The following is a 13,987-nucleotide window of genomic DNA, read 5'->3' as shown; positions in this document are numbered from 1 at the left end:
GGATTTTTTATTTGTTTTAACTTTTTTCTCTAAAGGAGATTAAAAGACGCCTGATGCCTGATACATCAAAATACGTCTGAACGATAACGAAGAGAGAATATTATCTCTCCCGGTAAATCAAGGAAAACCGTATATGGAAACATTATCTGTTATACATACCGTGGCGAATAGACTACGTGAATTAAACCCTGATATGGATATACATATTTCATCAACCGATGCGAAAGTATATATCCCAACAGGACAGCAGGTAACGGTATTAATTCACTACTGCGGTTCGGTTTTTACCGCCCCAGAAAATACGAATGCCACGGTACAAAAACAACTAATCCGGATTTCCGCCACCGTTATTGTTCCGCAAATAAGTGACGCGATAAACGCGCTGGATCGTCTACGTCGTTCGTTGGGGGGCATTGAACTTCCCGACTGTGATCGTCCGCTCTGGCTGGAAAGCGAAAAATATATCGGCGACGCCGCAAACTTCTGCCGTTACGCCCTGGATATGACCGCCAGCACCCTGTTTATCGCGGAACAGGAAAGCAAGGACTCCCCCCTGCTGACAATCGTTAATTATGAGGAAATTCAATGAAATATATCTACAGTGGCCCGGCAAGCGGCGTCACGCTCGCCGACGGTCAGGAAGTCTTACTGTGGCCCAATAGCGAAATCTCGCTGCCGGAAGATAACGAGTGGGTAATCACCATGATTGCCCGCCGTCACCTGGTGCCAGTGGTTACGCAAGAAGTAGAAACTAATGAAGAGGAAATTGTCCATGGCAGCTAATTACCTGCACGGTGTAGAGACCATTGAGATCGAAACCGGCCCACGTCCGGTTAAGGCGGTTAAATCTGCGGTTATTGGTCTGATCGGCACCGCGCCATGCGGCCCGGTTAACCAGCCAACGCTGTGCCTTTCTGAAAGCGACGCGGCGCAGTTTGGCCCAGGCCTGGCAAATTTCACCATCCCGCAGGCGCTGAAGGCGATCTACGATCACGGCGCGGGGACGGTCGTGGTGATTAACGTGCTGAATCCGGCGGTACACAAAAGTACCATTCCCAGTGAAACCGTGAAGGTTGATGACAACGGTCAGATTCAACTCAAGCACGGGGCCGTGCAAACGATGAACATTGGCCGCAGCACGAACGCCGGAAACGCTTATATCAAAGGCACCGATTACACCATTGATATGCTGACCGGTAAAATCACCTGCATGGGAACCAACCTGAAACCCGGCGTTCAGGCCTATGTAAATTATACTTACGCGGACCCCACCAAAGTGACTGCCGCCGATATTATTGGCGCGGTAAACACCGCGGGTGACCGTACCGGCATGAAGCTGTTACAGGACACCTGGAACCAGTTTGGTTTTTACGCAAAGATCCTGATTGCGCCGGTCTTTTGTACGCAAAACTCGGTCGCCGTTAAGCTTATCGCTCAGGCAGAAGCGCTGGGAGCCATTACCTACATTGATGCGCCCATCGGCACGACTTTCCAGCAGGTTCTGGCAGGGCGCGGCCCGCAGGGGGCGATTAACTTCAATACCAGTTCCGATCGCGCGCGTCTGTGCTATCCGCACGTTAAAGTGTACGACAGCGCGACGGACAGCGAAGTCCTGGAGCCGCTCTCCTCCCGCGCCGCTGGCCTGCGTGCCAAAGTGGATCTGGAAAAAGGCTTCTGGTGGAGCAACTCAAACCAAGAAATTCAGGGCATTACCGGCGTAGAGCGCTCGCTGTCAGCGATGATCGACGATCCGCAAAGCGAAGTGAATCAACTGAATGAAAACGGCATCACCACCATCTTCAACAGCTATGGCTCCGGTTTGCGCCTGTGGGGTAACCGTACCGCCGCCTGGCCGACGGTTACTCATATGCGTAACTTTGAGAACGTGCGCCGTACCGGCGATGTAATCAACGAATCGATTCGTTATTTCAGCCAGCAGTATATGGATATGCCGATAAACCAGGCGCTGATCGATGCGCTAACCGAATCGGTGAACACCTGGGGTCGCAAGCTGATTGCCGACGGCGCGTTGTTGGGCTTTGAATGCTGGTACGACCCGGCGCGTAACGAACAGACTGAACTGGCAGCCGGGCATCTGTTGCTGAGCTACAAATTCACCCCGCCGCCGCCGCTGGAACGTCTGACGTTTGAAACCGAAATTACCTCTGAATATTTAGTTTCTCTGGAGAGCAATCGCTAATGGCTGGAAAAATTCAAATTAACCGTATTACCAACGCCAATATTTATCTTGATGGTAATAATCTTTTAGGTCGCGCGAGTGAAATTAAACTGCCTGATATCAGCATGATTATGCAGGAGCATAAAGCGCTGGGGATGGTCGGTAAAATTGAACTGCCTGCCGGTTTTGACAAACTGGAAGGTGAAATTAAATGGAACTCATTTTACCACGACGTCATGCGTAAAACGGCAAACCCGTGGCAGGCGGTGGCATTGCAGTGCCGCTCCAGCATCGATTGTTATAACTCGCAGGGTAAAGCGGATCAGTTAGCGCTGGTGACGCATATGACCGTAATGTTTAAAAAGAACCCGCTGGGAACGTTTAAACAGAATGAAAACCCGGAATTCAGCAGCGCCTTCGGCTGCACTTATATTAAACAGGTGGTTGACGGTGAAACGCTTCTTGAACTGGATTATCTGGCGAATATTTTCCGCGTAAATGGCACGGATCAATTAAATGCCTACCGCAATAATATTGGCGGTTAATTACTTCGGGGCTACGGCCCCGAATTTAACACGACGAATAAGGACTACACCATGAACGAAAAATATACCCTGCAATTCCCGTTTACCTCCGCCGCCGGGGAACGTATCGACGTTCTGCAATTACGTCGCCTGAAGGTAAAAGATATGCGCGCCGCGCGACGCGCCAGCGATAAACCGGAAGAGTGGGATGAGCCGTTGATGGCGGCTATGACCGGGCTGGTAGCCGAAGATCTGGCGGAAATGGATCTGCTGGACTATCAGGCATTGCAGAAACGATTTCAGGCCATGCTTAGCATGGCTACAGAACCCACAGCAGTTGTGGCAGGCAATGGCGCTGCTGGCGAGGTGGTTTCGCTTTCCGCCCAGTGAAATTGACGCGCTGTCGGTTGACGATTTTACCTGCTGGCTGGACGAAGCCAGCGCGCAAATTAAACACGAATACGACTCGCAGGCTTAATGCCTGCGGGTTTCCTGACCCAAGCCCGGTTCACTCCTTCCCTGTCCTTTTTCCGGCAAGCAGCCTGTTACCGGGCAACTTATACGAGACACTATTTTGGCCAACGACATTATTACTCAGCTTCAGGCGCGTAATGAGACGTTGACGCAGGCAATAGCCCGTTACGGCTCACTCAACGCCAGCACGCTGCACACGCTCAGCTTTGAGCAAACAAAAATCACCCGGCTTACGCAACAGCTCGCTAACTCCGCCCTTCGCCGGGAAGAGAACGATAAACAGCGCGCCGGGTTGCTGGAAAAAACACAAACGTTCGCCGGACAACTCGGCAAGCTCCTGAACGTTGAGACTCCCGACTGGAAGCTGCCTTACGAATTTCAGGGCAACATGGTCGATATGGCGGCGAAAGGCGGCATGGATAACACCGCGCGGGACGCCCTGAGCCTGAATATCCGCGACTGGAGCCTTGATTTCAATCAGGATCAAAAAGATCTGCAAAGCGCCGCCGCCACGATGATCGAAGGCGGCGTCAGCGCATTGCAGGATCTTAGCCGCTACATGCCCGATATCGCCAAAGCCGCGACCGCCTCCCGCGACAGCGCGCAAAGCTGGGCGCAGGCGGCTCTGGCCACTCGCGACAAACTGAACATCGCCCCTGACGACTTCCGTTTTGCGCAAAGTATGCTGTACAGCGTGGCAAAAAGCGGCGGCGGCTCTGTTGCAGAACAAACCCAGTGGATTAACGCCTTTGCCGGAAAAACCGGCGCTCAGGGGAAAGAAGGCATTGCGGAACTGACCGCAACGATGCAAATCGCCATGAAAAACGCCCCTGACGCAGGCGCGGCGGCAGCGAATTTCGACCATTTCCTGAAATCTACCTTCTCGAAAGAGACGGACAGTTGGTTTGCCCGCCAGGGCGTGGATCTTCAGGGATCGCTGCTGGAGCATCAGCAAAACGGCATCGGCATCACCGAAGCGATGGCCCACATCGTGCAGATGCAACTGGAGAAAATGAACCCGCAGATCCTCGACACCTTCAGGCAAACCATGAAGATTGAGGATCTTTCCGCGCGCGGCGACGCGCTACAGGCCATGGTGGAGAAATTTAACCTTGGCGCGATGTTCGGCGATGCGCAAACGCGGGATTTTCTCGCCCCGATGCTGGCGAATATGGACGTATATCGCCAGCTAAAAGCCTCCGCAATGCAGGCGGCGGGGCAACATTTTATTGATGATGACTTCGCCGCGAAAATGACATCGCCCGGAGAACAGACCAAAGCGTTACAACTTTCACTTAACGATCTGTGGCTGACCGTCGGCCTGGCGCTGATGCCCGCCATTGGCGAACTGGCGCAAAACATCACGCCGCTGGTGCGGCAGTTCAGCGCCTGGCTGCGGGAAAATCCGGCGCTGGTGCAAGGGGTCGCCAAAGTCGTTGGCGTTATCTGGCTGTTCAACGGGGCGCTGAATATTCTCAGGCTGGGAGCAAACCTCATTGCGTCACCGTTTATTCGCCTGATCGATATCTTCCTGAAGGTCAAAGCCGGTCTGGCGCTGGGCGGCGGCAGTCGCGCGCTGTCGGTTCTGAAATCGTTTGGCAACGGTGCGAAAAGCCTGACGATGCTGCTGGGAAATGGCCTGATAAAAGGGCTACGGCTGGTCGGCCAGACATTTATCTGGCTGGGTCGGGCGCTGCTGATGAACCCTGTCGGCCTGACTATTACCGCTATCGCAGGCGCCGCCTATTTACTTTATCGCTACTGGGAACCGATTTCCGGTTTCTTTGCCGGAGTCTGGGAGCGCATCAAAACCGCCTTTGACGGAGGCATTGCCGGCGTCACGCGTCTGATTCTCGACTGGTCGCCGCTGGGGCTGTTTTACCGCGCCTTCGCCAGCGTACTGGACTGGTTTGGCATTGAACTCCCCGCCAGCTTCAGCGAATTTGGCGGCAATATTCTGGATAGCCTGATCAATGGCATTCTGAACGCGCTTCCTTTCCTGAACGGGGCGATTGAGAAGATAAAAGCGCTGATCCCCGACTGGGCGAAAAGCGCGCTGGGTATCAGCGCTGAAATACCGTCTGTCGCCGCCGCCGTCCCCGGTATTGCCGGAACAATGGTTGCGCAACAGGCCAGCGCGCCGCTGGCATCGGGAGCGAAAGCGGTGACAACGCCGCTGGCGTCCACGGCCAAAACGATGGCCTCGCCGCAGCCTGTGAAGACGAACAGCGCCGCCACGTCGCCGACGCCAGCCGCGCTTCCCGGCAAATCCGGCGGGAAACCTTATACGCTGCCCTCCCGCGCGCAAAGCAACGTGCAGGTACACTTTTCCCCGCAGGTTACCGTGCAGGGAAACGGCGCGAATGCCGCCAAAGATATCAACAACGTGCTGTCGCTGAGCAAACGCGAGCTGGAGAGAATGATTAACGATGTCATGGCGCAACAACGGCGCCGGGAGTACGCATAATGTATGCCGTATTAGGCGAAATAGAATTTGACGTCGTCGCTTACTGGGACGAATTTGAAAGCACGATGGGCGTGGATTATACCAGCCATGCCCGTATTGAAGGGAAACCGGGCGTGCAATTTATCGGCGATAAGCTGGACAAAATCACCCTGAAATTCAACTTTCATAGTCAGTATTGCCAGCCGACCACCGAGCTGAACCGTCTGCGGGAAGCGATGACCGCGCACCAGGCGATGGCGCTGGTGTTCGGCAATGGCGATTATCGCGGCTGGTTCGTGATTACCGATCTGACCGCTACCCACCAACACACCGATCCTTACGGTAACGTCATTGCCCAGGGCGGCACTCTGTCGCTACAGGAGTACACCGGCGATCCGAAGAGTCCGTTACTGCCTCCGGCCATCACCACTCAGGAACCGAACATTGACGAGATGTTGGATGAGCTTCCCGACGTTAGCGATTCCTGGTTCGATGAACTGCTGAGCGCCGTCGAAGAGGGTATGCGTGAAGCCAAAGAGATGATGAATGAGGTGGCCGACGTCATTGATGACATCAAAAAAACGATCGCCCAGGCGAAAGAGCTGGTGAAGGAAGCCAAAGCGCTGAAAGAAAAATGCGGCGATATCGTCGATTCGCTGAAAAAAACCATTAGCGCGATAGACGCGCTGTTCCAGCAGCCGCTGGATTTGCAAACGCTGGCCGGGCTGCCGAAAGCGCTGGCGGCGAAAATGCAGGAACTGATCGACAGCCTGCCGGGGATCCGCGAATGCGCGGGCGATGCCGGCACGCTTATCGAACACGCCGAATCGCTGTTTGACGCTATCACCAGCAGCGTCGCGGAAGCGACTTACGACAGCGCCGCGACGCTGGTCAATCAGGCGCGCGGCACGCTGCAAACAAGCGCCCCTGACGTGAGCCAGCTTGCTGCCGCCGATATTACGAGGAGTCTGTAATGCGCTACCTTGAACATGTCACTACCGACGGCGAACGCTGGGATAATCTCGCCTGGCGCTATTACGGCGATGCGCTGGCCTACGAACGCATCATCGCGGCCAATCCGCACGTCGCTATTATGCCGGTTTTGCCGTCAGGCGTGCGGCTGATCATCCCGGTTATCAGCGTTACGCAAACGACCCCGGAGCTACCGCCATGGCTGAGATAACGGTATCCGGCGGGGTGTTCGCCACCCTGACGCCCATTTTTACCCTTTGGTACGGACATAAAGAGATCACTTACGACATCGCGCCTTACGTCACCAGCATCAGTTACAGCGACAGCATTAAAAACGAGTCGGATGTTATTGCCATTGCGCTGGAAGATAGCGCCGGGCGCTGGGTAAACGAATGGTATCCAGGAAAAGGCGACACGCTGGCGCTGCGCCTGGGCTACCAGGGCGAAGATCTGCTCGATTGCGGAATCTATATCATTGATAAAATTGATATCAGCGCGCCGCCTTCGACGGTCAATATCGACGGTATCGCTACCTCGGTCAGCAAAGCGCTACGCACCAAAAACAGCCAGGGCTTTGAGGAGACGACGCTTTCCGCCATCGCCAGTCGCATCGCGCAAAAACACGGTTTAACGCTGGCGGGCAAGATTGCGCCGCTGACGATTGATCGGGTCACGCAATATGCCGAAACCGATGTGGCGTTTCTCAAACGGCTGGCGAGTGAATATGGCTATACCGTGAAAGTGACGGCGACGGAGCTGATCTTTTCGCATCTGCCGACGCTACGCTGTCTGGCGCCGGTGAAGACGTTCAGACGGACGGATATTTCGCACTACACGTTCAAAGATACCATCAACCGGATCTACAAAAACGCCACCGTGCAACATCAAAATAGCAAGCAAAAAGAACTGGTTATCTACACCCATGACAGCCAGGAAAAAGCCCCGGCGCGCGGTGCGGCGACCAGCGCCGATACCCTGAAGATTAACAGTCGCGCTCCGGATACCGGCGCGGCGCAGGCTAAAGCCAACGCCGCGCTGGACAGCCACAACGAATACCAGCAAACCGGCACGCTCAGCTTGATGGGCTGCCCGCAGTTGACGGCGGGCAACAAGATAGAACTGAGCGATTTTGGCGTGCTTTCCGGGCAGTGGCTGATTGATAAATCTATGCACAAACTCACGCGCAGCGGCGGCTACACTACCGAAATCGACATTTCACGCGGACCGGCAACCAGCCAGTAAGGAGACAATATGAAAGGCGTTACCCGCCAGACGGGCATTATCAGTGATATTGATGAGGCGGTCGTGCGCGTCAGAGTCACTCTGCCGGAGTGCGATAACCTGCGCAGTAACTGGCTTGCGGTGCTGCAACGCAACACGCAGGACAACAAAGATTACTGGTTGCCGGATATTGGCGAACAGGTGGAAGTTTTGCTCGACGACAACGGCGAGGATGGGGTGGTGCTGGGCGCGGTCTACTCCAGCGTGGATACCGCGCCGCTGGCCTCGCGCGACAAGCGCTACGTGCAGTTTTCCGACGGCGCGGCCTTTGAATATGACCGTGCGTTACACCAGCTCACCGTCAACGGCGGCATAGAAAAAATCGTCATTGAAGTGAAGGAACGTACGCAGCTTACTTCACCGCAAGTAGAGATCAGGGCGCAGCACGTCACGGTGATATCAGAAACCGTAGACGTGGCGGCCACCTCCGTGGGCGTCAAGGCGGTAGATGTCAACGTGGAAGCGCCCCATACGGGCATTAAAGCGCTGAATGTCACCGTCGATGCGCCGCTCAGCACCTTTACCGGCGACGTTACCGTGATGAAAAAACTTACCTGGCTTGGCGGTATGGCCGGTAGCGGCGGCGTCGGAAACAGCGCGGTTATCACGGGCAACGTGAATGTCCTCGGCAACGTTAACGCCAGCGGCACGCTGATGGACAACGGCGGCAACTCTAACCACCACTCCCACTAACCTGCAAATTGCTGCTGGATGGTGGCTTCGCCTTATCCAGCCTGCAAAAGGTGCATAAACACAGGCCCGGTAAGCGCAAAAGCGCCACCGGGCAAATTGCTGGAGGATATTTATTTTCAGCGCAACGTGATTAGTCCCTTTTCGCGCGCTATTTCCGATGAAAATGTAATCACTTTGCGCTGCAAATATTGCATATATGTATATTGGAAAACTAACGCTATTTTTTACTTTAACTTCGCCCTGTTTACATAAAATCTGCTGTTCAGGAATGATCCTCTCAGTTTTGTCTGGTAGACTTCGCTGAATTACAACTTCTTGATTGCTATAATGATAAAATTATTTATAAAGTACGTTTCGATAGGCGTACTTAATACTGCTTTGCACTGGGCTATCTTTGCCCTTTGCGTCTATGGATTTCAAACAAGTCAGGCTTTGGCAAACGTAACGGGCTTTGCTGTCGCTGTCAGTTTTAGTTTTTTCGCTAACGCCCGGTTTACCTTTGGAGCCAGCGTATCAACCGGACGTTATTTGCTGTACGTCGGTTTTATGGGCGTGCTGAGCGCCGTCGTGGGATGGACAGGCGACAAGTGTGCTATGCCTCCCATTTTTACGCTCATTGTATTTTCCGCAATTAGCCTTATTTGCGGATTTTTATATTCCAGATTCATTGTTTTCAGGAATGAGAAATGAAAATTTCATTAGTGGTTCCCGTCTTTAATGAAGAGGACGCGATCCCTATTTTCTATAAAACGGTCAGAGAATACAGTTCACTTAAACCTTATAACGTTGAGATTATCTTCGTTAATGATGGGAGTCACGATGCGACTGAATCAATCATCAGCGCATTAGCTGTTGCCGATCCTCTTGTTGTTCCGATCTCATTTACCCGCAATTTTGGTAAAGAACCTGCACTTTTTGCCGGATTGGATTACGCGACCGGAGATGTGGTGATCCCTATCGATGTTGATTTACAAGATCCCATCGAAGTAATCCCACATTTGATCAATAAATGGCAGGCTGGTGCAGAAATGGTGCTGGCTAAGCGTATCGATCGTTCAACGGATGGCCACCTGAAGCGTAAAAGCGCTGAGTGGTTCTACAGGCTGCATAACAAAATCAGTACGCCAAAGATTGAAGAGAATGTCGGTGATTTTCGATTGATGTCGCGCGAGATTGTAGAAAATATCAAGCTATTACCAGAACGTAACCTTTTCATGAAAGGTATACTTTCATGGGTTGGAGGTCAAACAGATGTTGTCGAATATGCCCGTGCTGAACGTGTCGCAGGTAGCTCAAAATTTAATGGCTGGAAACTCTGGAACCTGGCGCTGGAGGGGATTACAAGTTTTTCTACTTTCCCTTTGCGTATCTGGACGTATATAGGAGTGAGCGTTTCTGCCCTCTCCCTGATATATGCCATGTGGATGATCATTGATAAATTGATGTGGGGAAACCCTGTTCCTGGTTATCCTTCGCTTATGACCGCGATTCTCTTCTTAGGCGGCATCCAGCTTATCGGCATAGGCATCATGGGTGAATATATCGGACGCGTTTACACGGAGGTAAAGCAAAGGCCTCGCTATATCGTGAAAAACAAAAAAACAATGATGGAATAATGATTACTATGCTCAAGATATTACCGAAAACGGCGATGATACTACTGGCTTTTTTGGCCATTTTTCTTATTGAATGGTATACCCCCATTCACTCTGATGATTACCGCTATTACCTTTTAGGAATTTCGCCGGAATCACATTTTCATCATTATATGACATGGAGTGGCAGGATTATAGCTGATTACACCAGCGCACTCATCCTGTATACACGTTCTCAACTCGTGTATTCCATCAGCGCTGCCGTTTCGACACTGGTATTTTGTTATTTCATTGTGAAGACACCCTCAGGTACATTACGCTGGAATAAATCCGACTACTTATTATTCCCACTAATATTCTTCACTTACTGGATTTCGAACCCGAATTTGGGTCAAACCACTTTCTGGATCGTTGGTGCTGCGAATTATTTGTGGACGAATCTGTTCGTTGTTGCATGGCTGTTCTTCTTTTACACCATAACAATAAAAAACAGTAAAGCGATCAGCCCGTGGGTTGCATTACTAAGTTTTATGGCAGGCTGTTCCAATGAAAGCGTCTCACCTTTCGTCTCGCTTATTTCTGTTCTGGCCATTGCATACGAGTTATGGCAAAACAAATCTGTTTCGCGCAATAAGATAGTTTATAGTCTCTGTGCAATCGCAGGTTCATGCGTATTGATACTTTCTCCGGGCAATTTCATCCGCGCCAGCGGCAAAGAATTCTGGTATGGAAGGCCGATTTTTGAACGTATTTTCATTCACTTAACAGAACGCGTTCATAACCATCTGGCGCTGATCTGGATAGCTTATGTTGTTTTGTTATTGCTGGTCTTACTGGTCATATTCAATAAGCAGATTCGCGCCAAAATTGATAAAACGTCCCTTATCTGCGCTGCGTTAGTCGTATGTATAGGTATTGGCACTTCCTTAATCATGTTCGCGTCGCCGTCCTACCCCGATCGGGTTATGAACGGTACGTTTATGTTTTTCCTTTTAGCTATCTCCTTCATCGCTTACGCCCTGTTGAAAAGTGGCGTTAAGGCTGGAGTCGTAGGCGTAACTGCCGTGACTGTCCTCTGTGGTATCGTATTCCTTTGGTCCTATTCATTGATGCTTAACGGTTATAAAAAAACGGCCGGACAGGAAATCGTAAGACAAAAAATCATTACTAAAGAAATAGCGGCAGGTAAGCAGGAGTTTATCATCCCTGACTATTATTTCGTCAAATTGCAAAATAGCGGTGGTCATTTTGGTTTATTCCATGATCCTGCTGTTTACGGCGAGTATTATCATGTACAAGCTATTTTCAAAAAGAAAATCAATTTTGATTATTCTGTAATCGCTAATGGAGCGAAGCACAGCCTTCCCAATGAAACGACGGCTTATAGCAACACCCGCGGGGATTTCGCTATTATCAGCCGGGAGCAGCTAACGGGTTCGATCACACTCTCAGTTAATGGACGACAGAAAACGATTCCAGTTGAGAAAATGAAGCACGCAGAAATCAATGATGAATTCTGGTACTACGCTTCTGTAGGCAAAGGTGAAATTACAGCAATTTCATTTTAACTTTACGTAAAACGCGATCTTCGCCATTTAACAAAATGTGTATCAACACAGGCCCGGTAAGCGCAGAAGCGCCGCCGGGCAAAACACATTCTGACCCCGCCATCAATTATTTCCTTAAAGCGCTTTAATATCTCTCCCCCCGCCGGAAGGCGAAAATAGCCTCATGAACACGAAAACACGACCCTCGACCCTGCACTGGCAACCTGCCTTGCAACGTCCTGAAGAATACGTCTGCGGGCTGGATGATATTCATCAGGCAATACACATCATTCTGCGCACGCCGCGCGGCAGCGATCCCCACAGGCTGCTTTTTGGCAGCAATCTGTGGCGCTACATCGATTACCCGATCGAGCGGGCCATTCCGCACGTTGTTCGCGAATCGGTGGAAGCGATTCGCATGTGGGAACCCCGCTGCCGGTTGCTGAAGGTGACGCCGACGATTGACGGCGAACACCTGACGTTACGCGTGCAATGGCGCGCCGCAGACGGCGTAATTAACTCAACGGAGGTGTTATGGCGATAGCCGAACCCGACTTTATTGACCGCGATCCCGCGCAAATCACCAGCGAGATGATTGCGCAATATGAAGAAGCCAGCGGTAAAAAACTCTATCCGGCGCAGGCTGAGCGGCTGCTCATTGACCTGTTTGCTTATCGTGAAAACCTTGTCCGCATCGCCATCCAGGAGGCGGCGAAGCAAAACCTGGTCGCGTATTCCCGTGCGCCGATGCTGGATTATTTAGGCGAGCTGGTTGGCGTTCACCGTCTGCCCGCTCAGGCGGCGAAAACCACGCTGCAGTTTTCTGTTACGCAAGCGGCTAAAAGTAACCTGGTGATTCCACAGGGTACCCGCGCCAGCGCGTCGGATAGCGTGATGTTCGCCACCGACGAAGATGTTCTGTTGCCTACGGGCAGCCTGAGCGTTGCGGTAACTGCAACCTGTGTAGCGACCGGTGAATCCGGCAATAACTGGCAACCTGCGCAAATCAGCGCGCTGGTGGATCGGGTAGGCAATTACGATCTCAGCGTCACCAATCTGACGGCCTCAAGTGGCGGCTGCGGCGAAGAGAACGACGACGCGCTACGTAAACGCGTCCAGCTAGCGCCGGAAAGTTTCAGCAACGCGGGCAGCTATGGCGCCTATCGCTTCCATACGCTCTCGGTCAGCCAGTCGATTATCGACGTGGCGGTGCTGGGGCCGGATGAAGGGCTGGCGGAAGGCTGCGTGGAACTCTATCCACTGACCCTGAACGGACTGCCGGGGCCGGAGCTTCTTGCCCAGATCGAACGGGAGGTGAGCAAAGAGAAAAAGCGCCCGCTAACCGATAAGGTGAGCGCTAAATGTTCTCCGCGCGTACCTTATCAGATCCGCGCCCGGTTGACGCTGTTTACCACCGCCGATCAGGAGACGACGCTTGCCGCCGCGCGTGAAGCGATTAATACATGGACGCGCTCGCGCCAGACCCGGCTGGGCCAGGACATTGTGCCAAACCAGATAATTAAAGTGCTGCAGGTTGATGGCGTTTACGACGTGGCGCTGGATATGCCCGCGAAAAAGGTATTGCAGGCACACGAATGGGCGGAATGCACGGCCATTGACGTGACGATTGCCGGGGTCAGCGATGGATAAACTGCTTCTGCCGCCGCCGCTGGCCAGCGACGAACGTTTTTCGATTCTGGCGAATATTGCCGCCGAACGCTTTGCGCAAATCGACCTGACGGCGTTGCTGGTCTATCTGGTGGATATCGTTGATGCCTCGGCACTGCCCTCGTTGGCCGGACAGTTTCATGTTCAGGGGCTGGAGGGCTGGCTATTTGCCGCCAATGAACAGGAGAAACGAGAGTTAATTAAACAGGCGATTGAACTGCATAAATATAAAGGAACTCCCTGGGCCGTTCGCCGCGTACTGGAAATATTATCCTTACCCGGCACGATTTCCGAATGGTTTGAGTATGGCGGCAAAGCTTATTTCTTCAAGGTTGAAATTAAGCTAATCAACCAGGGCATGGATGAAAATCTGTTTAATAATCTGGTCGATCTTATTCATGAGTATAAGAACGTGCGCTCAAAGCTGGAAGCGTTAATTGTCTGGATAATTAACCAAAGCGCTATTCCTGTTATTGGCAGCGCGCTTTACGGTGGAGAAATAACGACCGTCTTACCCTTCCAGGTTCTGGAAGTTCAACAAACTAAACCGATCTATTTCGGTACAGGGCAATGGAGCCTTGAAATTACATCTATTTACCCGGAGTAAT

17 protein-coding genes are annotated in these 13,987 nt (G+C 52.1%); all 17 read left to right on the top strand.

The annotated features are described in order from the left end of the window. Positions 1-133: 133 nt before the first annotated feature. The 17 genes from EOS97_RS11610 to EOS97_RS11530 all read left to right on the top strand — a co-directional run bounded on the left by EOS97_RS11610 (position 134) and on the right by EOS97_RS11530 (position 13,986). Positions 134-589: a Gp37 family protein gene (locus tag EOS97_RS11610; RefSeq protein ID WP_000449435.1), complete on the top strand. Its 456-nt coding sequence runs from the start codon at positions 134-136 to the stop codon at positions 587-589. Continuing rightward, the gene (locus EOS97_RS11605) at positions 586-783 is read left to right on the top strand and encodes a hypothetical protein (protein WP_000875314.1); all 198 of its coding nucleotides are present in this window, start codon (positions 586-588) and stop codon (positions 781-783) included. Before EOS97_RS11610 ends, EOS97_RS11605 begins: the two co-directional genes overlap by 4 nt. Continuing rightward, positions 773-2,200, top strand: coding sequence for a phage tail sheath family protein (locus EOS97_RS11600; RefSeq protein WP_000729848.1), 1,428 nt, complete (start codon positions 773-775; stop codon positions 2,198-2,200). The genes EOS97_RS11605 and EOS97_RS11600 overlap by 11 nt, the downstream gene beginning before the upstream one ends. Further along, entirely contained in the window at positions 2,200-2,724 is a 525-nt protein-coding gene (locus tag EOS97_RS11595; RefSeq protein ID WP_000907495.1) for a phage major tail tube protein, read from the top strand. Before EOS97_RS11600 ends, EOS97_RS11595 begins: the two co-directional genes overlap by 1 nt. A gap of 51 nt (positions 2,725-2,775) precedes the next feature. Beyond that, entirely contained in the window at positions 2,776-3,093 is a 318-nt protein-coding gene (locus EOS97_RS11590; RefSeq protein ID WP_001003638.1) for a phage tail assembly protein, read from the top strand. Beyond that, a complete protein-coding gene (locus EOS97_RS27495; RefSeq protein ID WP_001185654.1) occupies positions 3,053-3,181 on the top strand; it encodes a GpE family phage tail protein in 129 nt (42 codons plus the stop codon). Before EOS97_RS11590 ends, EOS97_RS27495 begins: the two co-directional genes overlap by 41 nt. Before the next feature lie 96 nt (positions 3,182-3,277). Beyond that, positions 3,278-5,644, top strand: coding sequence for a phage tail tape measure protein (locus EOS97_RS11580; protein ID WP_001262487.1), 2,367 nt, complete (start codon positions 3,278-3,280; stop codon positions 5,642-5,644). Next, positions 5,644-6,597, top strand: coding sequence for a phage tail protein (locus EOS97_RS11575; RefSeq protein WP_000271430.1), 954 nt, complete (start codon positions 5,644-5,646; stop codon positions 6,595-6,597). The genes EOS97_RS11580 and EOS97_RS11575 overlap by 1 nt, the downstream gene beginning before the upstream one ends. Continuing rightward, the gene (locus tag EOS97_RS11570; RefSeq protein ID WP_001269716.1) at positions 6,597-6,806 is read left to right on the top strand and encodes a tail protein X; all 210 of its coding nucleotides are present in this window, start codon (positions 6,597-6,599) and stop codon (positions 6,804-6,806) included. The genes EOS97_RS11575 and EOS97_RS11570 overlap by 1 nt, the downstream gene beginning before the upstream one ends. Beyond that, positions 6,794-7,837: a phage late control D family protein gene (locus tag EOS97_RS11565; protein ID WP_000818143.1), complete on the top strand. Its 1,044-nt coding sequence runs from the start codon at positions 6,794-6,796 to the stop codon at positions 7,835-7,837. Before EOS97_RS11570 ends, EOS97_RS11565 begins: the two co-directional genes overlap by 13 nt. A gap of 9 nt (positions 7,838-7,846) precedes the next feature. Then, positions 7,847-8,569, top strand: coding sequence for a phage baseplate assembly protein V (locus EOS97_RS11560; protein WP_000679389.1), 723 nt, complete (start codon positions 7,847-7,849; stop codon positions 8,567-8,569). A 327-nt stretch (positions 8,570-8,896) separates the two neighbouring features. Next, a complete protein-coding gene (locus EOS97_RS11555; RefSeq protein WP_000593184.1) occupies positions 8,897-9,259 on the top strand; it encodes a GtrA family protein in 363 nt (120 codons plus the stop codon). Next, positions 9,256-10,185: a glycosyltransferase family 2 protein gene (locus EOS97_RS11550; RefSeq protein ID WP_000703634.1), complete on the top strand. Its 930-nt coding sequence runs from the start codon at positions 9,256-9,258 to the stop codon at positions 10,183-10,185. The genes EOS97_RS11555 and EOS97_RS11550 overlap by 4 nt, the downstream gene beginning before the upstream one ends. Then, complete coding sequence (locus EOS97_RS11545; RefSeq protein ID WP_023165900.1) at positions 10,185-11,732, top strand: DUF6056 family protein; 1,548 nt, start codon at positions 10,185-10,187, stop codon at positions 11,730-11,732. Before EOS97_RS11550 ends, EOS97_RS11545 begins: the two co-directional genes overlap by 1 nt. Before the next feature lie 163 nt (positions 11,733-11,895). Further along, positions 11,896-12,255 (top strand): GPW/gp25 family protein, encoded by a 360-nt coding sequence (locus EOS97_RS11540; RefSeq protein WP_001093494.1) that lies wholly within the window; start codon positions 11,896-11,898, stop codon positions 12,253-12,255. Next, complete coding sequence (locus EOS97_RS11535; protein WP_000951738.1) at positions 12,246-13,361, top strand: baseplate J/gp47 family protein; 1,116 nt, start codon at positions 12,246-12,248, stop codon at positions 13,359-13,361. The genes EOS97_RS11540 and EOS97_RS11535 overlap by 10 nt, the downstream gene beginning before the upstream one ends. Further along, positions 13,354-13,986 carry a phage tail protein I gene (locus EOS97_RS11530; RefSeq protein ID WP_000359504.1) on the top strand — a complete coding sequence of 211 codons (633 nt, stop codon included), beginning with the start codon at positions 13,354-13,356 and terminating at the stop codon, positions 13,984-13,986. The genes EOS97_RS11535 and EOS97_RS11530 overlap by 8 nt, the downstream gene beginning before the upstream one ends. Position 13,987 lies beyond the last annotated feature (1 nt).

The organism is Salmonella sp. SSDFZ54, assembly GCF_004010735.1.
GTDB classification, from domain to species: domain Bacteria; phylum Pseudomonadota; class Gammaproteobacteria; order Enterobacterales; family Enterobacteriaceae; genus Salmonella; species Salmonella enterica.
The sequence above is the reverse complement of the archived record's forward strand: the minus strand, read 5'-3'. Positions and strand labels throughout refer to the sequence as shown.

Bases quoted from the DNA above. Each gene is read 5' to 3' on its own strand.
- EOS97_RS11610 (WP_000449435.1), top strand. From the start codon at position 134: ATGGAAACATTATCTGTTATACATACCGTGGCGAATAGACTACGTGAA.
- EOS97_RS11605 (WP_000875314.1), top strand. From the start codon at position 586: ATGAAATATATCTACAGTGGCCCGGCAAGCGGCGTCACGCTCGCCGAC.
- EOS97_RS11600 (WP_000729848.1), top strand. From the start codon at position 773: ATGGCAGCTAATTACCTGCACGGTGTAGAGACCATTGAGATCGAAACC.
- EOS97_RS11595 (WP_000907495.1), top strand. From the start codon at position 2,200: ATGGCTGGAAAAATTCAAATTAACCGTATTACCAACGCCAATATTTAT.
- EOS97_RS11590 (WP_001003638.1), top strand. From the start codon at position 2,776: ATGAACGAAAAATATACCCTGCAATTCCCGTTTACCTCCGCCGCCGGG.
- EOS97_RS27495 (WP_001185654.1), top strand. From the start codon at position 3,053: ATGGCGCTGCTGGCGAGGTGGTTTCGCTTTCCGCCCAGTGAAATTGAC.
- EOS97_RS11575 (WP_000271430.1), top strand. From the start codon at position 5,644: ATGTATGCCGTATTAGGCGAAATAGAATTTGACGTCGTCGCTTACTGG.
- EOS97_RS11570 (WP_001269716.1), top strand. From the start codon at position 6,597: ATGCGCTACCTTGAACATGTCACTACCGACGGCGAACGCTGGGATAAT.
- EOS97_RS11565 (WP_000818143.1), top strand. From the start codon at position 6,794: ATGGCTGAGATAACGGTATCCGGCGGGGTGTTCGCCACCCTGACGCCC.
- EOS97_RS11560 (WP_000679389.1), top strand. From the start codon at position 7,847: ATGAAAGGCGTTACCCGCCAGACGGGCATTATCAGTGATATTGATGAG.
- EOS97_RS11555 (WP_000593184.1), top strand. From the start codon at position 8,897: ATGATAAAATTATTTATAAAGTACGTTTCGATAGGCGTACTTAATACT.
- EOS97_RS11550 (WP_000703634.1), top strand. From the start codon at position 9,256: ATGAAAATTTCATTAGTGGTTCCCGTCTTTAATGAAGAGGACGCGATC.
- EOS97_RS11545 (WP_023165900.1), top strand. From the start codon at position 10,185: ATGATTACTATGCTCAAGATATTACCGAAAACGGCGATGATACTACTG.
- EOS97_RS11540 (WP_001093494.1), top strand. From the start codon at position 11,896: ATGAACACGAAAACACGACCCTCGACCCTGCACTGGCAACCTGCCTTG.
- EOS97_RS11535 (WP_000951738.1), top strand. From the start codon at position 12,246: ATGGCGATAGCCGAACCCGACTTTATTGACCGCGATCCCGCGCAAATC.
- EOS97_RS11530 (WP_000359504.1), top strand. From the start codon at position 13,354: ATGGATAAACTGCTTCTGCCGCCGCCGCTGGCCAGCGACGAACGTTTT.